This window comes from Pseudomonas sp. B21-035, assembly GCF_024748945.1.
Classification (GTDB): domain Bacteria; phylum Pseudomonadota; class Gammaproteobacteria; order Pseudomonadales; family Pseudomonadaceae; genus Aquipseudomonas.
Map to the genome: position 1 here is coordinate 2,218,223 of NZ_CP087179.1, position 25,416 is coordinate 2,243,638.

Annotated in this window: 22 protein-coding genes; 9 read left to right on the forward strand and 13 right to left on the reverse strand. The window is 62.1% G+C overall.

The genetic code is table 11. The features are described from left to right. Positions 1-9 precede the first annotated feature (9 nt). The 4 genes from LOY22_RS10230 to LOY22_RS10245 form a co-directional block, all read right to left on the reverse strand. Positions 10-2,457, reverse strand: a complete 2,448-nt coding sequence (locus LOY22_RS10230; RefSeq protein WP_258597342.1) for a TonB-dependent receptor — start codon at positions 2,455-2,457, stop codon at positions 10-12. 110 nt (positions 2,458-2,567) lie between these two features. After that, the gene (locus LOY22_RS10235) at positions 2,568-3,491 is read right to left on the reverse strand and encodes a FecR domain-containing protein (RefSeq protein ID WP_258597344.1); all 924 of its coding nucleotides are present in this window, start codon (positions 3,489-3,491) and stop codon (positions 2,568-2,570) included. Then, a complete protein-coding gene (locus tag LOY22_RS10240) occupies positions 3,488-4,003 on the reverse strand; it encodes a sigma-70 family RNA polymerase sigma factor (protein WP_045201214.1) in 516 nt (171 codons plus the stop codon). The genes LOY22_RS10235 and LOY22_RS10240 overlap by 4 nt, the downstream gene beginning before the upstream one ends. A gap of 85 nt (positions 4,004-4,088) precedes the next feature. Then, complete coding sequence (locus LOY22_RS10245) at positions 4,089-4,646, reverse strand: GNAT family N-acetyltransferase (protein WP_258597346.1); 558 nt, start codon at positions 4,644-4,646, stop codon at positions 4,089-4,091. Positions 4,647-4,802: 156 nt separating this feature from the next. Here LOY22_RS10245 and LOY22_RS10250 point away from each other — a divergent pair, with 156 nt between their 5' ends. Beyond that, positions 4,803-5,690 (forward strand): AraC family transcriptional regulator, encoded by an 888-nt coding sequence (locus LOY22_RS10250; protein ID WP_258597348.1) that lies wholly within the window; start codon positions 4,803-4,805, stop codon positions 5,688-5,690. A 215-nt stretch (positions 5,691-5,905) separates the two neighbouring features. Here the strand turns inward: LOY22_RS10250 and LOY22_RS10255 are convergent, their stop codons facing one another. Beyond that, positions 5,906-6,778 (reverse strand): universal stress protein, encoded by an 873-nt coding sequence (locus LOY22_RS10255; protein WP_213601766.1) that lies wholly within the window; start codon positions 6,776-6,778, stop codon positions 5,906-5,908. A 190-nt stretch (positions 6,779-6,968) separates the two neighbouring features. Next, positions 6,969-7,310 (reverse strand): DUF3077 domain-containing protein, encoded by a 342-nt coding sequence (locus LOY22_RS10260; protein WP_258597351.1) that lies wholly within the window; start codon positions 7,308-7,310, stop codon positions 6,969-6,971. 376 nt (positions 7,311-7,686) lie between these two features. Between LOY22_RS10260 and LOY22_RS10265 the strand changes: the two genes are divergently transcribed. After that, positions 7,687-7,929, forward strand: a complete 243-nt coding sequence (locus LOY22_RS10265) for a hypothetical protein (protein ID WP_258597353.1) — start codon at positions 7,687-7,689, stop codon at positions 7,927-7,929. A 204-nt stretch (positions 7,930-8,133) separates the two neighbouring features. On the opposite strand, the gene LOY22_RS10270 is transcribed toward LOY22_RS10265, so the two are convergent. Next, a complete protein-coding gene (locus LOY22_RS10270; RefSeq protein WP_258597355.1) occupies positions 8,134-8,901 on the reverse strand; it encodes a hypothetical protein in 768 nt (255 codons plus the stop codon). A gap of 756 nt (positions 8,902-9,657) precedes the next feature. Between LOY22_RS10270 and LOY22_RS10275 the strand changes: the two genes are divergently transcribed. Both LOY22_RS10275 and LOY22_RS10280 read left to right on the forward strand, forming a co-directional pair. Next, on the forward strand, positions 9,658-10,749 hold the full coding sequence (locus tag LOY22_RS10275; protein WP_093384521.1) for a DUF3616 domain-containing protein: 1,092 nt from the start codon (positions 9,658-9,660) through the stop codon (positions 10,747-10,749). Between the two features lie 74 nt (positions 10,750-10,823). Further along, positions 10,824-11,684, forward strand: a complete 861-nt coding sequence (locus LOY22_RS10280) for a LysR family transcriptional regulator (RefSeq protein ID WP_045201220.1) — start codon at positions 10,824-10,826, stop codon at positions 11,682-11,684. A gap of 11 nt (positions 11,685-11,695) precedes the next feature. Here LOY22_RS10280 and LOY22_RS10285 read toward each other — a convergent pair whose 3' ends face one another. Together LOY22_RS10285 and LOY22_RS10290 are read right to left on the reverse strand one after the other, a co-directional pair. Then, positions 11,696-14,953 (reverse strand): hypothetical protein, encoded by a 3,258-nt coding sequence (locus tag LOY22_RS10285; protein ID WP_258597357.1) that lies wholly within the window; start codon positions 14,951-14,953, stop codon positions 11,696-11,698. Between the two features lie 75 nt (positions 14,954-15,028). After that, positions 15,029-15,661 (reverse strand): ankyrin repeat domain-containing protein, encoded by a 633-nt coding sequence (locus LOY22_RS10290; RefSeq protein ID WP_371128682.1) that lies wholly within the window; start codon positions 15,659-15,661, stop codon positions 15,029-15,031. A 128-nt stretch (positions 15,662-15,789) separates the two neighbouring features. On the opposite strand from LOY22_RS10290, the gene LOY22_RS10295 reads away from it, so the two are divergent. Continuing rightward, the gene (locus tag LOY22_RS10295; protein ID WP_045201224.1) at positions 15,790-16,665 is read left to right on the forward strand and encodes a LysR substrate-binding domain-containing protein; all 876 of its coding nucleotides are present in this window, start codon (positions 15,790-15,792) and stop codon (positions 16,663-16,665) included. 16 nt (positions 16,666-16,681) lie between these two features. Here the strand turns inward: LOY22_RS10295 and LOY22_RS10300 are convergent, their stop codons facing one another. Continuing rightward, positions 16,682-17,860 (reverse strand): diguanylate cyclase, encoded by a 1,179-nt coding sequence (locus tag LOY22_RS10300; RefSeq protein WP_258597359.1) that lies wholly within the window; start codon positions 17,858-17,860, stop codon positions 16,682-16,684. Between the two features lie 162 nt (positions 17,861-18,022). Here LOY22_RS10300 and LOY22_RS10305 point away from each other — a divergent pair, with 162 nt between their 5' ends. Together LOY22_RS10305 and LOY22_RS10310 are read left to right on the forward strand one after the other, a co-directional pair. Then, complete coding sequence (locus LOY22_RS10305) at positions 18,023-18,613, forward strand: nucleosidase (protein WP_195883679.1); 591 nt, start codon at positions 18,023-18,025, stop codon at positions 18,611-18,613. A gap of 151 nt (positions 18,614-18,764) precedes the next feature. After that, the gene (locus tag LOY22_RS10310) at positions 18,765-19,598 is read left to right on the forward strand and encodes a 5'-nucleotidase, lipoprotein e(P4) family (protein ID WP_258597361.1); all 834 of its coding nucleotides are present in this window, start codon (positions 18,765-18,767) and stop codon (positions 19,596-19,598) included. 72 nt (positions 19,599-19,670) lie between these two features. Here the strand turns inward: LOY22_RS10310 and LOY22_RS10315 are convergent, their stop codons facing one another. The 3 genes from LOY22_RS10315 to LOY22_RS10325 form a co-directional block, all read right to left on the reverse strand. Beyond that, positions 19,671-20,507, reverse strand: a complete 837-nt coding sequence (locus LOY22_RS10315) for a bifunctional allantoicase/(S)-ureidoglycine aminohydrolase (protein ID WP_045201227.1) — start codon at positions 20,505-20,507, stop codon at positions 19,671-19,673. 96 nt (positions 20,508-20,603) lie between these two features. Beyond that, on the reverse strand, positions 20,604-21,803 hold the full coding sequence (locus LOY22_RS10320) for an amidohydrolase family protein (RefSeq protein ID WP_093384501.1): 1,200 nt from the start codon (positions 21,801-21,803) through the stop codon (positions 20,604-20,606). 121 nt (positions 21,804-21,924) lie between these two features. Beyond that, complete coding sequence (locus LOY22_RS10325; RefSeq protein WP_045201229.1) at positions 21,925-22,611, reverse strand: GntR family transcriptional regulator; 687 nt, start codon at positions 22,609-22,611, stop codon at positions 21,925-21,927. 515 nt (positions 22,612-23,126) lie between these two features. Between LOY22_RS10325 and LOY22_RS10330 the strand changes: the two genes are divergently transcribed. After that, positions 23,127-24,644 carry an NCS1 family nucleobase:cation symporter-1 gene (locus tag LOY22_RS10330; RefSeq protein ID WP_258597363.1) on the forward strand — a complete coding sequence of 506 codons (1,518 nt, stop codon included), beginning with the start codon at positions 23,127-23,129 and terminating at the stop codon, positions 24,642-24,644. 22 nt (positions 24,645-24,666) lie between these two features. Further along, positions 24,667-25,395, forward strand: a complete 729-nt coding sequence (locus LOY22_RS10335; RefSeq protein ID WP_093384498.1) for an aspartate/glutamate racemase family protein — start codon at positions 24,667-24,669, stop codon at positions 25,393-25,395. The last annotated feature ends 21 nt before the right edge of the window (positions 25,396-25,416 follow it).

The following is a 25,416-nucleotide window of genomic DNA, read 5'->3' on the forward strand; positions in this document are numbered from 1 at the left end:
ACCTCGATTTCAGAAGCTGTACTTGGTAGAGAGCATCACATTGCGCGGTTCACCGTAGTAGCCGCTGAAGAAGGTGGTGTCCAGGGCGCTGATGTACTTCTTGTCGAACAGGTTGTTGACGTTGAGGGTGGCGCTGAGCTGCTCGCTCAGTTGGTAGCGGGCCATCAGGTTGACCACGGTGAACTGCTGTTGCTTGGCCTTGACCGTGCCCATCGCGGTGCTCGGGGTCACGGTGATGTGAGTGCCACTCTGCCAGTTGGCGCCGCCACCGACGGTCAGGCGGTTGAAGTCGCCGGGCAGGCGGTAGGTGCTCCACAGCTTGAGCATGTTGGCCGGCGCTTCAGTGTTGATGCGCTGGTCGTCGGCGTCTTCGGTGATGCTGTGGTTGTAGCTGGCGGCGAGGTTCCAGTCCGGCAGCAGCTCGCCGTTGGCTTCGATCTCGAAGCCGCGGGTGGTGGCGCCGCTGACGGCCTTGTAGGCCGCCGAGGTGGTGCCGGGGATGACCTGGCCGGGGTCGATCACCGCCAGGTTGTCCTGCTTGATTTCATACGCCGCGATGCTGGTGTTCAGGCGACCCCCGAAGAACTCGCTCTTCAGGCCGATTTCATAGTTGTCGCCTTCGCGCGGCTCGAGGGTCGCCCCGCTGGCGTCGCGCACGCTTTGTGGCTTGTAGATGCTGGTGTAGCTGGCATACACCGAGTGAATGTCGTTGAGGTCGTAGACCACACCGGCGTAGGGCGTGACCACGCCGCTCTCGCGGTACTGGGTGTTACGGTTGCTGTTGGGGGTCAGCACGTATTCCATGTCGTAGTTGTACTTGTAGTCGCTGGCGCGGGCGCCAAGGATGATCGACAGCGCGTCAGTCGGGCGCAGGCGGGTGGCGATGTAGCTGCCGTTCTGGTAGATGCTGGTGTCGCCGTCATACAGCTTGCCGTTGCTGGTGTTCGGCTGTTTGGTGTAGTTGTCCCAGTCGTAGAAATTGACCGAGGTGCCTTCGATGGCGGTGCCGCGCAGGGGCGAGTGGCGGTTTTCGTAGCGGGAGAAGTTGTAGCCGACGATCAGCTCATGCTGGCGGCCGAACAACTGGAAAGGCCCCTGGGCCTGAACATCGACGCCGGTTTGCTTCTGCCAGGTACTGCCGGCGCCACCGTACAGGCGCACCCCGGCGCCGGTGTTGATGTCGGGGAAGCCCCAGCTGGCGGTGGCCAGCTTGTAGTCATCGCGGTTGATGTACATCTGGTTGACGGCCACCTTCAGGCTCCAGTCGTAACCCAGCTTGTGTTCGAGGCTGGCGAAGGTGTTGAGGACATCCTGGGGGTTGCTGCTCCAGCGCGCGGCGCTGTTGGTCGAGCGCGAAAAATCGGTTTGCTGGCCGTTGCTGTAGAACAGCGGGAAGGCCACCGAGGACGAGCCTTGCGGGTTGTTCTTCTGGTAGTCGGCGCCGACCGTAAGCAGGGTGCTGTCGCTCAGGTCCGCTTCAACAATCCCGTAGAAAATCTGCTTTTCCTGGGAGTAGTGGTCGACGTAGCTGTTGTTCTGCTGATAGGCCGCGACCATGCGCCCGCGCAGGTTGCCGGTCGGGGTCAGCGGGCCGGACAGGTCGAGCTCGGTGCGGTACTTGTCCCACGAGCCCAGGCCTGCCGTGAAGTGGCCCTTGAAGTCGGCGGTGGGGCGCTTGCGCACCATGTTGATGGTCGCCGATGGGTCGCCGGCACCGGTCATCAGACCGGTGGCGCCGCGCAGGACTTCGACGCGGTCGTAGATTGCCATGTCGGCAAGGCTTTGCGCCGAGACCTGGCTGACAATGTCGAGTGTGGTGGGAATGCCGTCGAACTGGTAATTGTCGACGCTGTAGCCACGCGCGTAGATGTTGAAGCGCTCGCTGCCCAGGCTCTGCACCGAGAGGCCTGGGGTCTGCTTGAGCACCTCGGTAAGATCGTTGAGGCCCTGATCGTCCATGCGCTGACGGGTGACCACACTGATCGATTGCGGTGTTTCACGCAGCGACAGCGGCAGTTTGGTGGCGGTACTGGTGATGCCGGTGGTGTACGAGCCACTGCCTTCAGTGGTGGCGCCCAGGCCGGCGGCGTTGATGCTGGTGGCGCCGAGTTCCACGGCGGCGCTGCTGTCAGCCTTGGCCAGCACGTAGCGCTTGTCGCCGGCCTGCACCACGCGCAAGCCACTGCCTTGCAGCAGCCTGGCAAAGCCCTGGTCCAGTTCAAAATCGCCCTGCAAACCCGGCGATGACAGCCCGGCCGTGTCTTCGGAACTGAAGGTGATCATCACACCGTTGGCTGCGGCGAACTGGCTCAGCGCCAGCGACAGGCTGCCGGCGGGGATGTCGTAGGCCTGCGCTTTGGCCCAGGCCGGCGTCAGCGCCAGCAGCGAGCCGGACAAGCCCAGGGCAAGTGCCGCGCGGTGGATGCTGCGGCCGAGAAAAGACGGTTGGAAGGACATGCAAAGGTTCCTGTTCGGGTTGGCAGGGGCTGCGTCTGATGCGCACGTGCAGGAAGAGCCGAAACAGGAATGAAAATCTGTTACCCAAACGTTGAAAATATTTTTCACCCTCAGGCCGTGCGGCTTTCCACCCGCACCCAGTAGCGCGTTACCCGGCGCAGTTGCACTGGCAGGGAGGCCTCAAGGTTGGCCAGTACCGCCTCGCTGTCATCCAGCAAAAAGGTGCCGGAAAGGCGCAAATCGGCCACATCGGCGGTGCAGCCCAGGTAGCCATGGCGATAGCGCGAGAGCTCGGCGAGCAGGTCCTGCAGCCGCCAGTCGATCGCCACCAGCAGGCCGCGGGTCCAGGCCGAGGCCTGTGCCGGCGCGCGCTGTAAGGGGCCATTACGGTCGGCGGCGAAGCTCAATGTGTGCCCGGCATCAACGCGCACGGCTTGCGCCGTTGCCAGGCGTGGACGCACCTCGACGGCATGCGCCTCGACGCTCACCCGGGTGACGCCATCACCTTGGCGCACGGTAAAGCGCGTGCCCAGGGCGAGGATGCGGCCTTGGCCGCTCTGCACGCTCAGGGGGCGGGCGTCCTTGGCGGTTTCGACGAGGATTTCGCCCTGGCGCAGGATGATCAACCGTTGCTGCTGATCGAAGCGCACATCGACCCGGGTATCGGTGTCGAGCACCAGCCGGCTGCCATCGGCGAGGCTCAGGCTACGCCGTTGCCCCACCCGCGTGGCGTAGTCCGCGCGCCAGGGCGAAGCCTGGTAACCCTGCCAGCCGAGCACACCGGCACCGAGCAACAGGGCGAAGGTTTTCAGCGTCGCCCGTCGCCCGTGGCGGGCCCGTTCGAGGGTGCTGGAGGCGAGGGCGCTCGGCGCCTGGGTCAGGCGTTGCTGCAGCTGTTCGATACGCTTCCAGGCCGCGGCGTGTTGCGGGTCGGCGGCCAGCCAGGCCTGCCATTGGCTGCGGGTCGCTTCGCTGACGGTGCTCTCGTGCAGGCGCACATACCAGTCCACCGCCTGGGCAAGAATGCGGTTCATGCTTCATCCAGCAGCAGGCAGTGCATCAGTGCACTGGCCAGATGCTTGCGTACCGTCGTCACCGAGACCCCGAGCCGTTCGGCGGTTTTCTCGTAGGTGAGCCCGTCCAGTTGCACGGCGAGGAAGATCTGCCGGGTGCGCGCACCGAGCCCGTCGAGCATGCGGTCGATGGCCATCAGGCTGTCGAAGATCAACGCCCGCGCCTCGGCCGACGGCGCGTGCACCTCGGGGCGCAGCGCCAGGGCTTCAAGGTAGGCTTGTTCGAGGCTGCGGCGCCGGTAGAGGTCAATCACCAGGCCACGGGCAATGGTCGCCAGGTAGCGCCGAGGCTCGAGCAAGGTGCCGGATGTGCGCGCCAGCAGGACGCGCACGAAGGTGTCCTGGGCCAGGTCCGCCGCATCGGCCGAGTTGTTCAGACGCTTGCGCAACCAGCCACGCAGCCAGCCGTTGTAATCCTGGTAAAGCGTCTGCAGGTGCTCATGGCGCTCTGTGTCACAGCCTGGTGTGGACATCCCGCTCTCTCAACGACAACCAATGCGAATAGGAATTTGTCGCGATTGTAAGAGAGACAGAGGCCGCAGGGAAGCGCCGCGGTTTTCAGCGGCCTGCCGGTTGGTGCTGTTCCAGCCACTGCGGGTAAGTGATGCAGCTGATGTGTTCGGTCCGATAGTCCTGCAGGAACGGGTTGTATTTGTTCTCTTCAGTGTGGTGATGGCGAAAGCCGCATTTCGACTGAGCGGTGTACGACTGGCTGTTGTTGGCAAAGTAACCGCACCACAACGTCTTGAGCTTGAGGGTTTCGAAGCCATGGCGCATTAGCTCGCGCACCGCCTCCGGAACCAGGCCCTGGCCCCAGTACGGCACCCCGATCCAGTAGGCGATTTCGCCTTCCTGCTCACTGATCTCGAAGTTGCTGTTGGCGCCGATGAGAATGCCGACGCAACCCACCGCCCGCTGGTTGTCCTTGAGTTGCAGCGCATACACCTCGGGGTGATTGAACACGCTGCGAATGATCTGGGCACTGTGCTCGACACTGGTGTGCGGGGGCCAGCCGGCGATGGGGCCGACGCGCTCGTCGCTGGCGTATTCGTACAAGTCGGCGGCATCGTCGGCGTGCCAGGGGCGCAGCAGCAGCCGTGGTGTTTCCAGTCTCATGTGCGGTTCTCGGGTTGGCTTGATTCAGGTGAGACACGGTAGTGGCAAGCGGCTGATCGGCAAACAGCAGTACCTTGGCATTTTCGGTACTTTTCGAAACTCCATGGCCTGGCGTGATAGGCTCAGGCCTCTTGTACCGGGTTGACGTGGGCCACTATGCAGCACATTCCCAAACTTTATGCGCCTGACGAGCCGCTGCGCCTGGGCGACACCACCCTGGCCGACGGGGTTGGGCTGCCGCTGGCGTTCGGGCATGCCTACATCACGCTGCTGGTGTGCCTGTCGGGACGTGCCTGCTTCACCCTCAACTTCAACGAGCATGCGGTCCGGCGCGGCGATGTGCTGGTGCTGGCCGAAGACAGCATTGCCTTGCTCAAGCGTCGTTCACGCGGCTTCAGGGTGTTTTACTGCCTGATGCCCAAAGGCTTTGCCGCGGAGGTTGCCTACCCGCTGCCCAACCCCTTGTTCATGTTTCTGCATGACCATCCGCACTGCATACCGGCCACGGCAGAGCGGCCGCTGCTGGACGGCTGGCTGGCGCACATGCGCGATATTGCCCGCAGCTGTCCCGGCTACCGGCACATCATGTTGCGCAACCAGCTGCAGACCTTCTTTTTGAAGATTGCCGAACAACTGCCCAGCCTGGAAAAAGGCCGCAGGGAATTTAGCCGCAAGGAGATGCTCAGTTGGCGCTTCTGGGAACTGATCGGCAAAAACTGCCTGCACCACCGCGACGTGAAGTTCTATGCCGACGCGCTCAGCATCACGCCGTTCTACCTGTCACAGCTCACCAGGGCGTTTTTCAACGACAGCCCCAAAGGCCTGATCGACCGGCAAGTGACCCTGGAGATCAAGGCGCTGCTTTCATACAGCGACCTTGCGATCGGGCAGATCGCAGACAGGCTCAACTTTGCTGACGCGTCCTACCTGTGCCGCTACTTCAAGCGCCAAACCGGAGTGTCGCTGACGGGCTATCGTAGGCATGAGCAGCAAGCGGGTGGCGAGGGTTGTGGGAGCGACGGTGCGACGCCTCGACTTCACTGAATTGCGACCGCTGCGCGCCCGATCGCTGGCAAGGCCAGCTCCCACCGGTCCGGTGAATGTAAATCCACTGTGGGAGCGGGCTTGACCCGCGATGAGGCCGGTGAGTCAGCACATCAGTTGTGGCTGAATTGCGACCGCTGCGCGCCCGATCGCTGGCAAGTCCGGCTCCCACCGGTCCGGTGTACGCAGGTCCACTGTGGATGCCGGCCTGCAACCTACAACGACACCAACACATCACACTGCGATTCATTCAGCACATGCTTGGTAACGCTGCCGATCAACAGCTCTTCCAGCGCGCTGTCGCCCTGCTTGCCGATCACGATCAGATCGCAGTCCAGCTCCTGCTCTTTCTCGACAATCCGCCAGGCCGGGTCGCCGTGCACCACGACCTGCCGGGCATCGCCGACCCCTGCAGCTTCGCTCAAGGCCGCCAGTTGCTCCACGGCATCTTTCTTGATGACGTTGCGGTAGTGGGTGAGGGTGTCCTGGTCGATGTGGGCAAAGCGCATGCTGCCTTCAAAGGGCGCTTCATACACATGCAACAGAATGATCTCGGCCTGCGGTGCCAGCTTTTTCGCAAGTTCGATGGCGCGCAGCGAGGAGGGTGAAAAATCCACCGGCACCAGCACGCTGCGGTAAGCGTCGCGCGGCGCCTGCTTGACCACCAGCATCGGGCAGAGCATGCGGTTGAGCATGCGCTGCACGGTCGAGCCCAGCAGGCGCCGGGCCAGGCTCTGGCCCTTGGCCCCACACACCAGCAAGTTGCTGCGTTTGTCCTGCACCACCCGGGTAATTTCAGTCACCACCGAGCCGGGCGCCACCTGCACGCCCGCGCTGATCTCATAGCGCTCGAACAGCATCGTGGCCAGGGCGTGAACATTTTCGCCGGCGGTTTCCAGCACCCGGTTCAGTAAATCTTCATCGGGCACCAGCACCTGCTTCAAACGCTCGTAGGGTGCAGGGTTGGCCACATACAGCAGGTCCAGCGCCGCAGGCTGCGCCTTGCACAGCAGTGCAGCGCGCTCTGCCGCGTTGCGGGCGGAAGAAGACAGGTCGGTGGCGACCAGAACGTGGTTCAGCGGGCTCATGGGGGGGCTCCTTATGCAATGCCGCGCACAGGGATCGATGGCCGAGGCCGGTGTCGATCCATTCCTTGCTTGCAGCCATCGTCTCGCGAACCAGGCCCGGCGGCTTGATTTGGGTCAAAGGAGTAGGGAAGGTAACGCTATAGCTCGGGATAAGCGGGCCGCATCGGCGGCCCAGAACAAGCGCAGGCGATCACTCCACCGCCGCTTGCCCTGCTTGCAGCGAACGGCGTAACAACGCAGCGGTTGCCGAGCGCGCTTCAACCTCATCCAGCAATGAGTCGACCAGCGCGATGCTCATCTCCAGCGACTGCTCAGTGGCCCAAAGCAACCCGCGTACCTCGGCATCGACCCGTTCACAGGCGTGGACGTTGGTCTGGTAGGCGCTTTTGAGCAGGGTGGAGGTGTGGATCAGCGCGTCTTCGGACGAGACGCCGGCACGCACAGCGAACAGCGGATCGTGGCTGCCATTGCAGGAGCCGAAGGTGGTGTTGGTTTGGGGGCTGAGGGGTGGATCGGGGACGGGTTTGGTCATGGTGGTGCTCCTTCGTAGAAAGGATCCGCCACCGCCTGCCGCCAAGCAGGGAAGGGTGACGGACTACGCAAGGTTGGCGGACCGGTACGAAGGAACCCGGCACTTCCGAAGAAGTCCATGCGCAGCCCGCCATAAAGCATCATCGCGGGCATAAAAAAAGCGCCTGCGAGGGTGATTGTGGGGCGCTTTGCGCCTTCGTTCCGGACCGCCAAGCCCGAGTCGCTGAATTTGCAGCGACTGGGGGAGGGTAATGGGGTTGGGGTGGGGATTCAAGTTGGGATTCTTGATGGAGCCTTTTGACCCGTTACAGACATTGCATTGCTGATGGGGGAAACTGGCGCACCAGCTGTGACACAGACTTTGCACGGAGAATGTTGTGGAACTTCATGAACACCTGGATCAGGTCAGAGATGCCGAGACTTTTATGAGTTTTGCCCGGGCCCTGGCGGCAGACAAGTCAACAAGTACTGACTGGGAGAACACGACGATAGAAGCGCTCCTGGAGGGTGCGATTGCATGGGCGGAAAGTAGTGATTTCGGGTTGAGTCCACAACCCATAGAGGCCACTGGAGACTGGCTGAAATCGGCCAGAAGTGGTCGTTTGGTAAAACTGATTTGACCCTATGCGGTTCCAACGTTTGACATGAAAGGCACTGGCCGAATCATAGCCCGTCGGTAATCATCGGAATCAAGATAATCCCGTGCCTTCCGGAAAAGGCCTGCGAATACCGGCCGGTTGGGCTCTCCAACCCTTGCTATGGATAAAGTGGCTACGGTCTGGTATTAGACATCCTGCCGTCTTGGTTATCCACTGCAAATTAAATTAATAAGAATCGACAAGCTCCCGCTCAATTATTGTTCCGACCAACCACACCAACGAAGCCGGGGTGATCCAAAGCATCACAACGACTGTCAATATTCCCATTACACTATAAATATCCTCATAACTTCCTGGGCTAACAAACGACATATATGCTGGGGCCGCAAACATGAAAACCCCCAGGATAATTTCACAAAGTACAATCCCGAACGCGTTACCATGCTCCCTCAAGTGCCGGTAAGAATCGACCAGCCCGCCGCTGGCATCCTTTCTTTTTTTCGCCAAATTCCTATAAAAACTATATAACTTATCTCGCTGCAAAACACACTTTACGACTATAACAATCTGAGAAGTCAGGACGTTGCACGCCAAAAATACCACGGCAGAAAACCAGATATTTGGAAGCCCCTCAAGCGAGCTAACCAAGCTAAATATTAGTGCCAAATTGGCGCACGCTACCAGGCGTATTGCACTTGATACTCTTTCAACACTCAAAAAAGGCAAGGGGCCTTTGGAGATCGAAAATCGACCTGCATGTAATACCAAAATAGGTGCACTCGCCAGATATGAATACACAAGGCCGACACCAAAAAATATCCCGACCTGGACCAGATCAATGGGCTCTCCGGGTTTGACGAATATAAGCGCTGAAAGCGCCTTGTTTTTCTGCACAAGAAAAAACAGGATGATTGCGCCCAACACCGCACCAACGCTGTACCTAAGCGCATAGAACTCCCAAAAACGAGACGAACTTTCCTCACCCTGCTGCATTTTTTCTCCTTACATTGCTAAACCGCTTTACGATGGAGGGCGTGCACAGTTGTGCATTTTCTCCGTGGGGGCGGCGTTGCGCCGCGATGCTTACAGATAGGCTGCAACCACTGGAGGCCAAATGCCAGTTGGCTAGGGAAGAAGAATTCTAAATGGCGTTATGTTGGTTCAATATCGTCAACGATCGTAATCGGTTTCTCGCGGTATTCTTACCGGCTGTACTCTCAAATTCGGATCGGCCACGGGTGTGGTTCACTGTTCCTAAGACATTTAGTCCCGCTGATGACGGCTCTCACACATCACCCGGATGTGCCAAGCATAATCCCAATGCGCTTCAAAACGCCATCATTGCGGCTGGACTGATCCGCAATCTTTCACAGGGGAGTTAGGATCAGAGTCGAGCGGACAACATGCGTGATGGCCGACTGATTCCGGACACTGCCCCGATATCGCTTAGGCAGCCCTTGTTCGAACGTCTCCTAAGGGCAGACTGCAGCCATCCACTACCGGCAGCTATGGGTCGAGTAAAGCCCTTCACAATACGTAGCTTCTCGGCCACTCTAACCAAAAGAGCAGCACCTGCACGCGGGTTACTAGGCCAGCGACCAAGTAACCCGGCACGCATGACGGCGCCCCACGCCCAGCCGCCACAACCAAAAGAAGTGCCGCAGAGTCAGCCCCCCTGCCAACAACCTTGATTCCTACCCAACAGCCACTAGCCTTCACACACCTTCGCATCAACCCAGGCGAGCCCCCATGAACAAGCCAGCCAACACCCTGATGCTGCGCTTTAATCCAGCATCTGCCTCATTGCGCGATGGCCTTTCAGTTGCCCTGCAGATCGGCAACACGCTGTGGCTGGCCAACGACGAAACCACCAGCCTCGAACGCCTGACCATCCAGCCCGCAGTACCCGGTGGGGCGGTGACGTGCGATGAGCACCACTCCTTCCCGCTGATGAAGTATCTGCGCCTGCCCATACCCGATGCAGATGCCGAGATCGATATCGAGGGCCTGGCCTATGCCGCTGACGCGGGTTATCTCTGGGTCGTCGGCTCCCATAGCCTCAAGCGCAAGAAGGCGGACGCCGACAAATCTGCGCAGAAGAACATCAAGCGCCTGTCGACGGTAGAGGCGGATGGCAATCGCTTTCTGTTGGCGCGCCTCCCGGTGGTGCAGCAGAACGACAGTTATGTGCTTGCCGACAAGCTGGATGGCGATGGACGTACGGCGGCGCAGTTGCATGGCAATGCGCTCGGCAACGACCTCACGGCGGAAATTGCCAGGGACGATCAGCTACGCGACTTTTTGCGCATCCCGGGCAAAGACAACGGTTTCGATATCGAGGGCCTGGCCGTCATCGGCTCGCGCCTGCTGTTGGGGCTGCGGGGGCCGGTGCTGCGCGGCTGGAGCGTGCTGCTGGAGATCGAGCCTGAAGCCGATGGCGACTCCACCGACACCCTGGTGCTGAAGAAGATCGGCCCGGACGGGCGCCGCTATCGCAAGCACTTCTTCGCGCTCAACGGCCTGGGGGTGCGCGACCTGTGCAGCAGCGGCGACGAGCTGCTGATTCTGGCAGGGCCGTCCATGGACCTGGATGGCCCGGTCACGGTGTTCCGTTGGCTCGGCGGATTTGCGGCCGATGAAGAGCAGGTGGTGTTTGCCGATCAATTGCAGAGGGTGCTGGAGGTACCGTTCGGCAACGGCGACGATCATGCAGAGGGTATGTGTTTGTTCCAGTCGGCTGAGAAGCAGAGCGAGCTTTTGCTGATCGTCTACGACGCCGCAGCGCAGCGTCGTAAACACGGTGACCGCAGTGTGGAAGGCGACCTGTTTACCCTAAGTTAACGGCGGCTGCGCGGCATTGCGATCGCTTTTTTCGCTACACTATGGCTACCGCCATCGAAAAAACCGATACCCCAATGCGCTACTCCCCAGAAGCCCTGCAAGCCTTCGTCGAAGCCGCCGCCCTCGGCTCGTTCTCCGCCGCCGCGCGCAAGCTGCGCAAAAGCCAGTCCACCGTCAGCGCCGCCATCGCCAACCTCGAAGCCGACCTGGGCGTTACCCTGTTCGACCGCCAGGCCCGGCAACCGCTGCTCACCGAAGCCGGGCGCAAGGTGCTCGGCCATGTGCAGGAGATCCTCGCCGCCAGCGAGCGCCTCGACCAGTTGAGCATTCGCCTGGCGGACAAGGTCGAGCCGCGGCTGACAATCGTGTTTTCCGACATGCATCAGCTCAACCCGGACAACCGGGTGATGCAGCTGTTCGAGCAGCGCTATCAGGACATCGAGCTGGAATGCATGATCGCCGAGGCGGGCGACGTGCTGAACCTGCTGCAGAGTGGCCGCGCACATCTGGGCATGCTCGCGGCGCAACCCGGCTACCCGGCGGATGTGGCCGCGACGCGGCTGGCGGCGCAGGCGCAGATGGGCATTTTCGTCGCCAGCAGCCACCCCTTGGCGCAGCTTGCGCAGCCGACCCAGGCGCACCTGGCCGGGCATCGGCAGTTGTATTTGAATACCTACACCGACAGTGTCAACAAACCCCAGGGGCGGGTGTGGTCGGCGCCGGATTATCTGATGCTGCTGGAGATGACCGAGGAGGGCTTTGGCTGGGCCGAGTTGCCCCACGGCCTGGTCCGTCAGTACGGCCATGGCCAGCTCACCGAGCTCAAGCTGCGTGGCTGGCCGCGGCCGATTGCAGTGGATGTGGCCTGGTCGAAGCTGACCCCGCCGGGGCCGGCGGGGTTGTGGTTGCTCGATCGTCTGTTGGAAAGCAGCTAAGCACTGCAAAGTCAGTCTTTGAAAAAAAGTTTGCGCGCCAGTAGCGGGCTGATGCGATCACGGTAGATGGCGGTTACCGGCATTCCTCGGCTTGCCTGAACCTTTTGCCCACTCAAACCCATGAAGCGCTGCTCGGGCTTTTTGAGGTGAGCGGCCTGGTAGTTGGACTCGGCGCTGCTGGCAGAGCTGTAGTGGAAGTGCGCATAGGCCAGGGGTTTGCCTCGGCGATCCTGTACCGAGAACTCCTGAAGAAAGTCCGTGCCCTTGCCGCCCGATACATCGGTGCGCTCACCCAGGCGGGTGATGACAATCTCGTTTTGCTCCTGCAGAAAGTCTATCCCGGTGGCAGTAGGGGGTAAGGTTTTCAGGCGTTCGATACGCAGGCGTCGCCCCGCACGCTGCAAGCGTCCAGCACTTGAGCGCAGCTGGCTGATGGTTTGCAAGGTGCTTTGATCAGGTGAGTTGGCAATCTGCTTTTCCAGGGCGGTGGCGCAGACTCGTCGGGCTTGGGCTTTGCTTTCCAGCTGTTCTTCGACTTCTATCGGCAGCCCGCGAAAGTGCTCGCCTGCCGCGATCTCGTGCGCTTCCTGCGCGAGCAGCAGGCGGGCTTGGCGTAACTGGGTATGCAGTCGTTTAAGCGCCGCATTGGAAACCGGCGCGCCGCCGCGCAGGTGCAAACGCAGGTCGAGTTGCCAAGTGCCTGCGCTGCCACGGGCGATGTGTGGGCCAGGTGCAGAGGTGTGTGGATCAATGATTCTCCAGGCCTCATCCGCGCCTTGTTCGATGCGAAACCACCCTTGGGGCAGGCGCACGCAGCGTTGCCCCTGATGAATGAACAAGCCTTGTTCATTTTGATCGCTCAACGCGCCATCCAGAGGGTCGATCGGTGCAATGGCCAGAGCACGCAACCGTTCGAGGTTTTGCCGGGAAAGGGCAGGGGAACTCCATCCGCTGAAATCCAGCAAGGTGGCGGTGGGTTGTTGGGGCAAGTTCAGGAGCGAGCGGCGTTTGCGGATGGCATTGCCCAGTTCTCTTGCCGGCTGGGCTTGCCTGGAACCAACCTTGCCTGTGCGCACGCTCTCATGAATGAGCATAAGCGATAGCTGTATCAGCACTTGCACCAGTGCGCTCTTTTGCGCTTGGGAGTCTTGGTTCTGCGCCGCTGTATGCAGTGCATAGACACTGGCATAGAACTGGGCAATCCAGGCGATATCAGCGAGCGGTCCCTCAAGCATAGGCAGCAATACCGACAGCAGCATACCGAGGGTCTGTTCTGCACTTAACCAGTGCTGCTCGGCATTGGAGGTTGTGGCCTGGCGGGCCTGTTCGATGAGCGACCGCGCGTTGGCCTGGTAGACAAGACCCAGTGCATGGCTGGTGATGGGGGCCTGGGCCAACAGGATCGACTCATGCCTCAAGCCAAGCTCGCCGCCAAGGTAGTTGCTGTCCAGCGCAGGGCTCCAGTTGTCACCCCGGCGCAGCGCGGTACGGACCTGCCCTTCGGGCAGGGCGCCGAGCACAGCATCGTGCAATGGCCCAGGTTGTTTCAGGCGCGATAGCAACGCCGCGCGCGAACTGAACTCCATCAGTTGCGGGGTGCATTGGGGGGCGTACAACACCAATAGGCTGGGTGCCGAGCCTGCCGGTTCAATAATGAACAGACCTTGCGCTGGCACGGCCGGGCTTGCGTTGTGGCTCAGTTGCAAGGCCAGGTGAGCGAACTGGATGCTGTCGCTGAGCGGGTCGTTGCCTGGGGCGAAGGCGGCGTGCACGCAGCGACGTGCAGGTTCGCTGAGTGCGCCTTTGCCTTCTGGCCTGGGAGTGATCAGCAGAATCGGCAGCAGGATGCGCAAGCGTTCAACAAACAGTGCTTGTTGCAGGGCAGCCTGCGGCGCGTCGTCCAGCAATGTGCGCTGCAGCAGTGCCGGGTAGGTCTCGCCCACATCAACACGGCTGATCAACTGGCGAAAGTAGGCAGTGGTTGCCCAGGTCGGCAACGCTTTACCCGAGTGCAGGCTGATCTGCGAGCGCTCCAGCGGCAGCGCTTGGGTGTTAAGGGCCGCTACCTCAATCAGCGAGCGCGGCGTTTGCGGATGAGAAGAGCTGCCCGGCGTCAGGTGCAAAGGGTCAAAGAACGGTGGCGTATAGTCGATGACCTGCACGATGAAATCAGCTGCGGGCGGTAGTCCCTGCCCTGGGTGGTCGCGCTTCATCTGCGCATCGAGTACTTTCGCGGTGTAACGCTCCAGGCTGGGCAGGGCGATGGCCTGGCTTGACTGCTCAAGCGCTGCCAGCGCGGCGAGTTGCCGGGCGATCAGTTGCCGGTCGGCAGTACTGGCCTGGTGCATCCAGGCCGGCAGTGGATCGCTCGAATGAGCCGAGGCCGATAGTGACGGTGGACGAAGCCGGCAGAACAGTTCGTTGAGGTTGATCAGCTGGTCGACGTGCTGAGCCAGTGCGGTCGAGGTTTTGAAGTCGCCAGGCACAATGGTCGATAACCCCTGCAGTTGTTGCTCCAGCAACCCCGTGACGAACGCCTCGAAAACATTCTGCTCAGGACGAAATCCCGGGCTGGGACCGCTGAGTTGATCGCTCAAATGAGCTTCAAGCGCATCGGCACTGGGATAAACAACTAGCCCGCTGTTGAGGGTATACAGCATCGCGTTGGCTGAGCGGTCGGTGTGCCTGATGGCGATGCCTTGCTGCGCACCGTCGCTCAGACTTGGCTTGAAGAACACAATGCTGGCCGGCAGTTGCAGCCATTGCGGTTGGCCGTCAGGCAGTTTGCTTGCCTCTGCCTGCATGTCGCCCGCCACAAACAGTGAAGTTCGCTGCAGCAAGTTCAGTGCGTGCTCATCCTGAGCGTTCCAGAAGTCGAGCAGTTGTGACTCAAAGATCCTTGGCAATCGCGGGCCACCGATATCAAGGATTTCGCTGAGGTCCGCTTGGCTGATCAAGGTCGCCCCCGACTCTGTGCCATTGGAGATTTGAGTCACCACGCTATCCACTGGAAGCTCAATAGCCATATTGAGCAGGTAGCGCTGGATTATCAGATCCGCAAGCGGGGTAGAACGCCCGCAGGGCTGTGCGAGATAGAACGGCGCCGGGTCCACCGCTGTCCTCGTGGCGTCGGGGATGAGTGCGTGGACCAGGCTGTTGGCAACGTCCGACAGTGTCGGACGCTGTTGTAGCCGTTGGCTGACGTGCAGCAGGTCCCAGCTTGCGGGGGGGCTTGTAGACGTTGTCGGGGGAGGCGCTGATTGGCTCATGGTGAAACTCCTCGCTCTGGAGTTTCGCAGCCTAATCAGGGGTAGGAGCAGGGCTGGGGTAACTATCTATCGCGCTCAGCTTTTCGCACCCGCCTGTTCCAGCAGCGCCTGCATCTCTTTGTAACCCCGCTGCCGCGCATGGTGCAGCGGCGTCACCCCCTTGCCATCAGCCAAGTTGACATCCGCCCCGGCCTTGATCAGCTCACGCACGATCTCGACATGCCGCTGGCCGCCGTCGCCGAGGATGATGGCTTCGAGCAGGGCGGTCCAGTGCAGTTTGTTGACCTGGTCAACCGCGACACCTGCGGCAATCAGCAGGCGTACTGTTTCGACGTGGCCGCGTTCGGCTGCCGGTATCAGCGCGGTGCCGCCGTAGCGGTTGGTGCTTTTCAGGTCGGCGCCGTGGGCCAGGGTCAGTTTGAGAATGTCGTTGTGGCCACGGGCGCCGGCATACAGGTAGGGGCTGTCTTCTATGGAGTCCTTGGCGTTGACGTCGGCGCCGGCGTCGATCAGCACCTTGGCGGCGTCGATCTGGTTGTTGTGGGTGGCCAGCAGCAGCGGCGTGCGGCCCATTTTGTCGCGGGCTTCCAGCACAGCGCCCTGGTCGAGCAGGCTGCGTACCTGGGCGGCCTGGCCGTTTTCGGCGGCGCTGCGCAGTTGGTTTTCGAGGGTGCCGCCGTCGGCACTGGCAGTCAGCGATGTGAGCATGGCGAACACCATTGCAAGGTGGGTGGACAGGCGTTCAAGGAGCATGGCAGTACCTCCTGGTGGGCGATTGCTCGCGGGGTCGAGCCATGTTAAAAGTCGGGCTCCTTATTTAGAAGTTAAATAAAAGCATGTCTGTCAGTGAAAAATCGAATAGGCCGCTGTTTGATCTTGACCTGTTGCGCGCGGTGGTGATGGTCAGCGACTGCGGCAGCTTCACCACGGCGGCGGCGCGCCTGCATTCAACCCAGTCGACGGTCAGCCAGAAAGTCAGGCGGCTGGAGGAGATGGTCGGGCACAAGCTGCTCGAGCGCGGCAACCGCGACGTGCTGGCCACCGACGCCGGGCAGACGCTGCTCGGTTACGCCCGGCAGATGCTTGCCTACAACGACGAGATGCTTGAGGCGATGTCGGGCGCCACGGTGGCGGTGACCGTGCGCCTGGGCGTGCCGGAAGACTTTGCCGCCGGGCGCACCACCCATCTGCTCTCGACCTTCAACCGCAAACATCCGCAGGTCAAGCTGGAGGTCACCAGCGGCCTGTGCCGCGACCTCAGCGCCAGCTACGACAACGGCGAGCTCGACCTGATTTTGCTCAAGCAGCGGCGCAACAGCCGTGAGGCGGTGGCCTGCTGGCCCGAGAAGCTGCAATGGATCGACAGCGCCAAGAACCCGGCCTTCGACCAGGACCCGGTGCCGCTGGTGACCTTTCCGCCGCGCGGCCTGTACCGCGACGACATGATCGGCGCCATCGAGCGCATGGGCCGCCGTTGGCGCATCAGTTTCACCAGCTCCAGCCTCAGCGGCCTGCAGGCGGCGGTGGCCAACGGCATGGGCATCAGCCTGCTGCCGCTGCGGGCGGTTACCGCCGAGCATTTAAAGCTGACTTCGGAACACGGCTTGCCGTCGATCGATGCCATGGAAGTGGCGATCATTCATCGGCCGACCGCCGATGCCATGGTCAAGGAACTGGCCGCGGAACTGGCGCGCACCCTGGCCAGCGAGTAGGGCGGTTTCGCCAGGCTCACAGCGTATCGGCAGGCTGCGCGGCAGGGCGGTACAGCTGGACGCGGTTGCGGCCCTGGCGCTTGGCCGCGTACAGGGCGTTGTCGGCCATCGACAGCAGGCGCGACAGGTCGTGCTCGCCCGGGCGGCTGGCGCCGACGATGCCGATGCTGACGCTGAGCAGCCCAGGCTCAAGCAGCGGCAATTCATAAAAGCTGCTGCAGATGCGCCGGGCCACGCGCAGCGCCGAGTGCTCGTCGGTGTTGGCCAGCAGGCAGGCGAACTCTTCGCCGCCGATACGGGCGAAGACATCTTCCTCGCGCACGCTCAGGCGGGTCACCTGGCTGAAGGCGATCAACGCCTGGTCGCCGGTCTGGTGGCCGTAGACATCATTGAGGCGCTTGAAATGATCGAGGTCGCACAGCAGCAGGCTCACCGGCTCGCCACGCCGGGCGCAGTCGGCCAGCAGTTCGGCACCGCGCGACATGAAGGCGCGGCGGTTGCCGATATCGGTCAGCGGGTCGGTGTAGGCGGCGGCCTTGAACTTGAGCTCGGTGCGTTCGCGGACCATGGCCAGGGTCACGTAGGCGATGCCGATGGCGTAGAGCATCGACTCGAACAGCATGAACGAGAAAAACCCGGTGCCGTGGCCGTCGCTGGCGATCGCCTGTTCCAGCGATACGCCATGGTCGGCGAAGCTGCGCACGCAGTAGAAGCCGCTGTGGCCCAGCAGCAGGAGCAGGGTTGGCAGGTAGGCGACTTCCAGGCGCTTGCGGTCGCGCCACAGCTCAAGCACCGACAGGCAGCCGTAGCAGGCAGTGAGCATGGAATAGACCGTCACGCGCAGGCCCAGGTCATCGGTAAAGCCTGGCGTCAGCGACCAGGTAAACCAGAACAGGGCGCCAGCGAAAATCCCCGGCAGGTGCGCCGGGCGTCCGCTGAACGCGCGCATGCTGGCCCAGTTCAACGCGGCGCTGAGCAGCAGCACCATGTTGCCCAGCACCAGGGCGATGAAGTCCGGGGCGTTGCCGCGCAGGCTGATCAACGCCGTGCCGCCAGCGGCGAGCAACAGCATGCTGCCCAGGTAGCCGAGGGTTCGCTCGCGCACGCCGCGGCTCCAGGCGTGCAGGGTCAGCAGGCCCATCAGGGCAAAGATGAAAATGGCCACCAGCAACAGGGTCGGGATGCTCAGCAGCAAGGGTATCGCTCTCCGCTCATGGCCGGGTGGCCAACCGGCCAGCGCCGGTTTTCAGCGGCATGCTAGCCGAGCCGGTGTTGCATTGTCAGCATCCGGCTGCCTTGAACTGCGGCTTGGGCTATGCTGATGGCCGATCTGCAGCCCATTCGGAATCTTCGCTCCATGATGCTGACCCAGCAATTTCCCGATATTTCCCTGGCCGACACCCTGTTCGTCTTCGCCCTTGAGGCGGAGGCCGGCGAGCTGTTTACCGAGATGAACACGCTGTTCACCGGCATCGGCAAGGTCAACGCCGCCATTGCCCTGACCAAGGCCATCCAGCAACGCAAGCCCAAACTGATCGTCAACCTCGGTTCGGCCGGCAGCGCCGGCCATGGCAAGGGCGCGCTGGTGTGCTGCACGGGCTTCGTGCAGCGCGACATGGACGTCACGCCGCTGGGTTTTGCCCGCTACGAGACGCCGCTCTCCGACATCCCGGTGCTACTTGAGCATGGCCAGCGCGTTGCGGGCTTGCCGCTGGGCATTTGCGGCAGCGGTGACAGCTTCGAAATCAGTCACGGCGCTGCCCCGTACGACATCGTCGACATGGAGGCCTACGTGCTGGCGCTGATCGCCCGCAACGAAGACATTCCCTTCCTGTGCCTTAAGTACATTTCCGATGACGCTGGCAGCGACGCCGCAGACGACTGGTCGGTGCAGGTGCACCTGGCCGCCGAAGCCTTCAAGCGGGTGCTGTTCAGCCCCCAGGGTTGAGCCTGTGGTGGCGGCCTGAAACCGGCCAAGATGCGCGGGTGCGCCACATTGTTGCGCCTGCGCGTCGCGGCGATTGTGGCGCCTGGCTGCGTGCGGTATGAGTAGCCGACTCCCGCCGCCCAAGAGCGGGAGATCACAAGGAACGCCCCGAATGCCTCAGCTCAAGAACGCGATCTCTCTGGCCTTGCTGTTGCTGGCCACCCCTCTGGTTCACGCGCAAGCCACCACCCCCGAAACCACCGTACGCTCCAACCTGCTGGTCGATGCAGTGGCCTGGCGGCAGACCGCGGCCGAGTTCCGCGCCCTGTACTACCAGGGTTTCAACGTCGCCAAGGCGCGCCTGGACCAGGCCCTGGCCCAGCAGAAGCCGGGCGACAAGAAGCCTGCGATCATCAGCGATATCGACGACACCATCCTCAGCAGCAACACCTACTGGGGCTTTCTGATCGGCCAGGACAAGGAGTTCTTCGATGACGCGGTGTGGGACCGCTGGGTCGCCGCCAATGGCCCGACTCTGACCCCGGGGGCGCTGGAGTTTCTTGAGTATGCCAAGTCGCGCGGCGTGGAGATCTTCTACGTCTCCAGCCGCGACCAGGGCGACAAGACCTACGAGTACGCGCTCAACAACCTGCGCGCGCTCAAGGTGCCGTATGCCGACGAAGCCCACGTGACCATCCTGCGTGAAAGCTCGAACAAGGAGCCGGCCCAGCACAAGATCGCCGAGCAGTACAACGTGCTGCTGATGCTCGGTGACAACCTCAACGACTTCGAGCGCAGCTTCTACGTCGACAAGGTCGAGCAGCGTGCGCAGCTGGTGGACGCCAGCCGCAGCAAGTTTGGCGGCCAGTACATCATCTTCCCCAACCCCACCGACGGCCATTGGCTCAAGGCTATTTTCGGCGAGTCGGAACCGGCCGACACCCCGGCCAACCGGGCCAAATTCCGCGAGGCGGCAGAGCAGGGCGCCTGGAAGCCGGCCAACTGATTGAGCCAGGCCCTGAAACAAAAAATCCCGCAGGCCGAGAGGCCTGCGGGATTTTCAATGCAACCGTGAAACTTAGCGCTGCGGGTTGAGCACCAGGTTCATGTGACGGTTTACATCCTTGTACAGCAGGTAGCGGAACGGGCCCGGGCCGCCGGAGTAGCAAGCCTGCGGGCAGAAAGCGCGCAGCCACATGAAGTCACCGGCCTCGACCTCGACCCAGTCCTGGTTCAGGCGGTAAACGGCTTTACCTTCGAGCACGTACAGACCGTGCTCCATGACGTGGGTCTCGGCGAACGGAATCACACCGCCTGGCTGGAAGGTGACAATGTTGACGTGCATGTCGTGACGCATGTCGGCCATGTCGACGAAGCGGGTGGTGACCCAGGCGCCGTCGGTACCCGGCATCGGGATCGGCGCGATGTCTTTTTCGTTGGTGACGAACGCTTCCGGCAGGGCCAGGCCTTCAACCACCTGGTAGTGCTTGCGGATCCAGTGGAAGGTGACGTTCTTGCCACTGTTGTTGCGCAGGCTCCACTCGGCGGCCGGCGGAATGAAGGCGTAGCCGCCTTCCTTGAGGGTGTACGGCTTGCCTTGCAGGGTGATGTCGATTTCGCCTTCGACCACGAACAATACCGCTTCGGCGTTCTTGTCCAGCTCAGGACGCTCGCTGCCGCCTTCTGGCGCCACTTCGACGATGTACTGCGAGAAGGTCTCGGAGAAGCCGGTCAGCGGGCGGGCGATGACCCACATGCGCATCTTGTCCCAGAACGGCAGGTGGCTGGTGACGATGTCACGCATCACGCCTTTGGGGATGACCGCATAGGCCTCGGTGAACATGGCACGGTCGGTCAGCAGTTCGGTCTGCGCCGGATGGCCGCCGTGGGGAGCGTAGTAATTGGACTTCGACATGGAACACCTTCTGTCGTTGTTGTTCTGGGGTTTTGTGTTGCATCGCCCGTGGGCGATTGTCTTTCTCTGCGGCGCAAGCCGGCAGAAACATGTTTGTTAGCGGGCGCGGACCTCGAACTGCAGGGCCGGCGCTGCCGGCACCAACTGGCCGCGGCGCACCAGGCGGCGCTCGGACGGTGCCGCGGCGACTGCGGCGGCGCCGTTGTCAGCCTTGAGCACGATAAAGGTCGCTTCATTGCCGACCTTCAGACCGTAGTCGCTTTTGCCCAGCACTGCCGCACCGGCGGTGGTGGCCATGGCCAGTGCCACGTTCAAATCTTCATCACTGTAGAAGCCCGAGCGGTAGCCGATCAGCATGGCGCGCTGGAGCATGTCGGCGTTGCCGTAGGGCCACCAGGCATCGCGAATATTGTCGTTGCCGGCGAACACGTTCACCCCGGCGGCGCGCAGGCGCAAGATCGGCGGGAAGCCATGATCGCCCGGAGCGTTGGTCATGATCGCTACCCCGGCCTCGGCGAGGGTGGTGGCGGTACGCGCCACTACCTCGTCGTCGACCTGGCCCAGGGCATAGGCGTGGCTGACCGCGACGCGGCCATTGAGGCCGGCGGCGCGGGTGCGGGCGGCGATCGTTTGCAGTTGTTCGATGCCTTGCAGGCCGGGCTCGTGCAGGTGGATGTCGATCTTCACCGCATGGCGCTCGGCAATGCCGAAGACCACATCGAGCTGACCGTCGGCGTCGCCGTCGAGGGTGGTCGGGTCGATGCCGCCGATCACGTCGGCGCCTTCACGAATTGCCGCTTCCAGCACCTGCGCAGTGCCAGGGCAGGACATCACCCCGGCTTGCGGGAAGGCCACCAGCTCGATATCGACGATGCCGCGCCATTTCTCCCGCGCCTCCAGCACCGCCTGCAGGTTGCGCAGGCCGGTGGTGGCGTCGACGTCGACATGGCTGCGCATGGCCACGGTACCGAACGCTACTGCCTGGCGGATCAGCGCCTCGGCACGTTCGAGCATCGGTGGGGCAGCGGCCAGTTCGCGTTTTTCGATGGCCAGGCGTTCACGCAGGCTGCCCACCGCTTGATGCGGGTGCCAGCGATCGCCGACAAAACTCTTGTCCAGGTGAATGTGGCCGTCGATCAGGCCGGGCAGCACCAGGTGGCCGGCCAGGTCGACGACCTCGGCACCTGCGCTGGGCGCACGTTCGCTGCCCAGGCTGACAATGCGCCCGTCGGCAACCGCAAGGTTGAGCGGGCTGCCATCGGCAGCAACAGCGTTGACGAATACTCGATCGATCATTTTCCAGCCCTTTGCCTGCTACTGATTCACACCCTATAGAAAGACCGCACCTATCCACAAATTAAATATTGGAATCGGTTGCAGTGGCTTTCTGAATGCGAATCCCGGGCCTGAGGCGGGCTCAGCCCAGCAGGTGCTTGAGCGGGTGATAGTCGGCCTTGAGCGTTTGCGTGGCTTTGAGAATCGCCTCTTCGATGCCGCGCAGGTGGGTGCACACCAGCTCGATGGCGGCGGCTTGGTCACCGGCTTCGATAAAGCCCAGCAGGCGCAGGTGCTCGTTGCCGCGACAGGCTTCGTGGCGCTCGTCATCCAGGGTCGAGGCGTACAGCGAGCCGCGCTCGATCAGCTTGCGGAACCAGTCGAGCAATACCGGGTTGTCGAGCACCTCGGCCAGGCGCAGGTGGAATTCGCCCAGCAGGTGGACGTAGCGGCCATGGTCGCCGGCGTCGGCGGCGGCTTCTTCGGCGGCCACATGCTGGTGCAGCGGGGCGAGGATGGCGGGATCGGCGCGGCGGCACAGCTCGGTGACGATGCCGATTTCGATCAGCCGGCGGGTTTCGAACACCGAGCGGATGTCATCGTCGCTGGGCAGCGAGACCCAGGCGCCCTTGTTCAGCTCGGTGGATACCAGGCCGTCGGCTTCCAGTTGCTTGAGGGCGGCGCGCACCGAGGTGCGGCTGACCTTGAACAGCTCGGCCAACGACGACTCGCCCAGCTTCATGCCGGGGCGCAGGGTGCGTTTTCTGATGGCCTCGTGAACCCCTTGGTAGACGCGCTCTACCGTCGATGCGGGGTGTTTTTCCGTCATTACCAGCTCCGATATGCCTTGACCTTATAAGCATGCCGTAAATGAGGGCTGCTGTGCACCACTGATGACCTCATCGCGGGTCAAGCCCGCGCCTACAGAAATCGCATCGAGCTGTAGGAGCGGGCTTGACCCGCGGCAGTTCCTGAATACACAAGTGTGTACTTGAGTATCAAATTTATGGATACAAAAACTAGCCGTAGCGTTACTGGTTTTCTCACCGTAACGCTGTGGGCGATTGACCACTTGATCAGGTTTATTCGCTTTTCGAGTGCTCAGGTGAAAAATTAATTCTCTAAAAATCAATAATTTAAATGTGTTTACAGGATGCACGTTCAACCACTTCGCCACCCATCTGGCACACATATTGTTCGTCGAAAATCGTTAGACAAAAATTGTATGCAATCTTTGTATGCATCGGCGCAGGGCAGCGCCAACACTGCGGTCCCACTCTTCAAATCCAACAATAATTCGCTGCAACACCCTGACTCAGGGGCTGCAGAAGGAGCCCGGGGAACATGCAACTGGATACTTCCAACCCGCTGCAAACCGCCTACCTGCCGCCGCAGGCCGTGCCGCTCGAGCCGGGGGCGCTGAGCCCCAGGCTGCACAATGCCGACCTCGCGCCAACCAAGGCCGAAGGCCGGCGCTGGGGCGGCTACAGCATCTTTGCCTTGTGGACCAACGATGTGCACAACATCGCCAACTATTCCTTCGCCATGGGCCTGTTTGCCCTCGGGTTGTCCGGCTGGCAGATGCTCGCGGCGCTGAGCATCGGCGCCGTGCTGGTGTACTTCTTCATGAACCTTTCGGGCTACATGGGGCAGAAAACCGGTGTGCCGTTCCCGGTGATCAGCCGTATGAGTTTCGGCATTTATGGCGCGCAGTTGCCGGCGATCATCCGCGCGGTGATCGCCATCGCCTGGTTCGGCATCCAGACCTACCTGGCCTCGGTGGTGCTGCGGGTGCTGCTGGTGGCGGTGTCGCCGGACCTCGCACGCTTCGATCAGGACGCGATCCTCGGCCTGTCGAGCCTTGGCTGGGCGAGTTTTATCGCCATCTGGCTGGTGCAGCTGGTGATCCTCACCTTCGGCATGGAGATGGTGCGCAAGTACGAATCCTTCGCCGGGCCGGTGATTCTTTCCACCGTGCTGATCCTGGCGGTGTGGATGTACCTGCGGGTCGATGGCAACCTGGCCTGGTCGGTCGGCGAGCCGCTGACCGGCTGGACGATGTGGACCCAGGTGTTTGCCGGTGGCGCGTTGTGGCTGGCGATTTACGGCACGCTGATCCTCAACTTTTGCGACTTCGCCCGTTCCGCGCCGTGCCGCAAGACCATTCGCGTCGGCAACTTCTGGGGCCTGCCGGTGAACATCCTGGTGTTCGCGGTGATCAGCTTTGTGCTGGCCGGGGCGCAGTTCAGCATCGATGGCCGGGTGATTGACAGCCCGACCCAGATCGTCGCGGCGATCCCCGACAAGGTATTCCTGGTGCTCGGTTGCCTGGCGTTCCTGATCGTCACCGTGGCGGTGAACATCATGGCCAACTTCGTCGCCCCGGCCTTCGTGCTCTCGAGCCTGGCGCCAAGCCGCCTGAACTTTCGCCGCGCAGGCTTGATCAGCGCCACCCTGGCGGTGCTGATCCTGCCCTGGAACCTCTACAACAGCCCACTGGTGATCGTCTACTTCCTTTCCGGCCTGGGCGCGCTGCTGGGGCCGCTGTACGGGATCATCATGGTCGACTACTGGCTGATCCGCAAAGCCCAGGTGCACGTGCCCGACCTCTACAGCGAAGCGGCCAGCGGCACCTATCACTACACCCGCGGGGTCAACTACAAGGCAGTTGCCGCCCTGGTGCCCTCGGCCATTGCCGCCGTGGTGCTGTCGCTGGTACCGGCCTTCAGCGCCCTGACGCCGTTCTCCTGGTTCTTCGGCGCCGCCATTGCCGGCGGCGTGTACTACCTGATCTCTGATCGCAACAAACATTACGTGGACTGTTCCGGCGAGCACTTTGCCGTCGACAGCGCCCAGCACTGAGTTCTGCACAAGGAATACCGCAATGAGAATTCTGGTCGTAAACGTCAACACCACGCAGTCGATCACCGACGCCATCGCCCGCCAGGCGCGTAGCGTGGCCTCGCCGGGCACCGAGATCGTCGGCCTGACCCCGCGCTTTGGCGCCGAATCGGTGGAGGGTAATTTTGAAAGTTACCTGGCGGCGGTGGCCGTGATGGAGCGGGTGCTCAGCTACGACCAGCCGTTCGATGCGGTGATCCAGGCCGGTTACGGCGAACATGGCCGCGAAGGCCTGCAGGAGCTGCTCAATGTACCGGTGGTGGACATCACCGAGGCGGCGGCCAGCGTGGCGATGCTGCTCGGCCATCGCTATTCGGTGGTCACCACCCTGGACCGCACCGTGCCGCTGATCGAAGACCGCCTGAAGCTGGCCGGGCTGGACAGCCGCTGCGCCTCGGTGCGCGCCAGTGGCCTGGCGGTGCTGGAGCTTGAAGAAGATCCGCAGCGGGCCATCGAGTCGGTGGTGCGCGAAGCCGAGGAGGCGGTTAATGTCGACAAGGCCGAGGTGATTTGCCTGGGTTGTGGCGGCATGGTCGGGCTGGAGGAGCGGATCCAGGCGCGTACCGGGGTGCCGGTGGTCGATGGGGTGACGGCGGCGGTGGCGCTGGCGGAGTCGCTGGTGCGCCTGAAGCTGAGTACCTCGAAGGTGCGCACCTACGCCAAGCCGCGGCAGAAGCAGATTCTGGGCTGGCCTCGGGCGATGTTGGAGTGAATGGCCTGGTCCACTTATGAA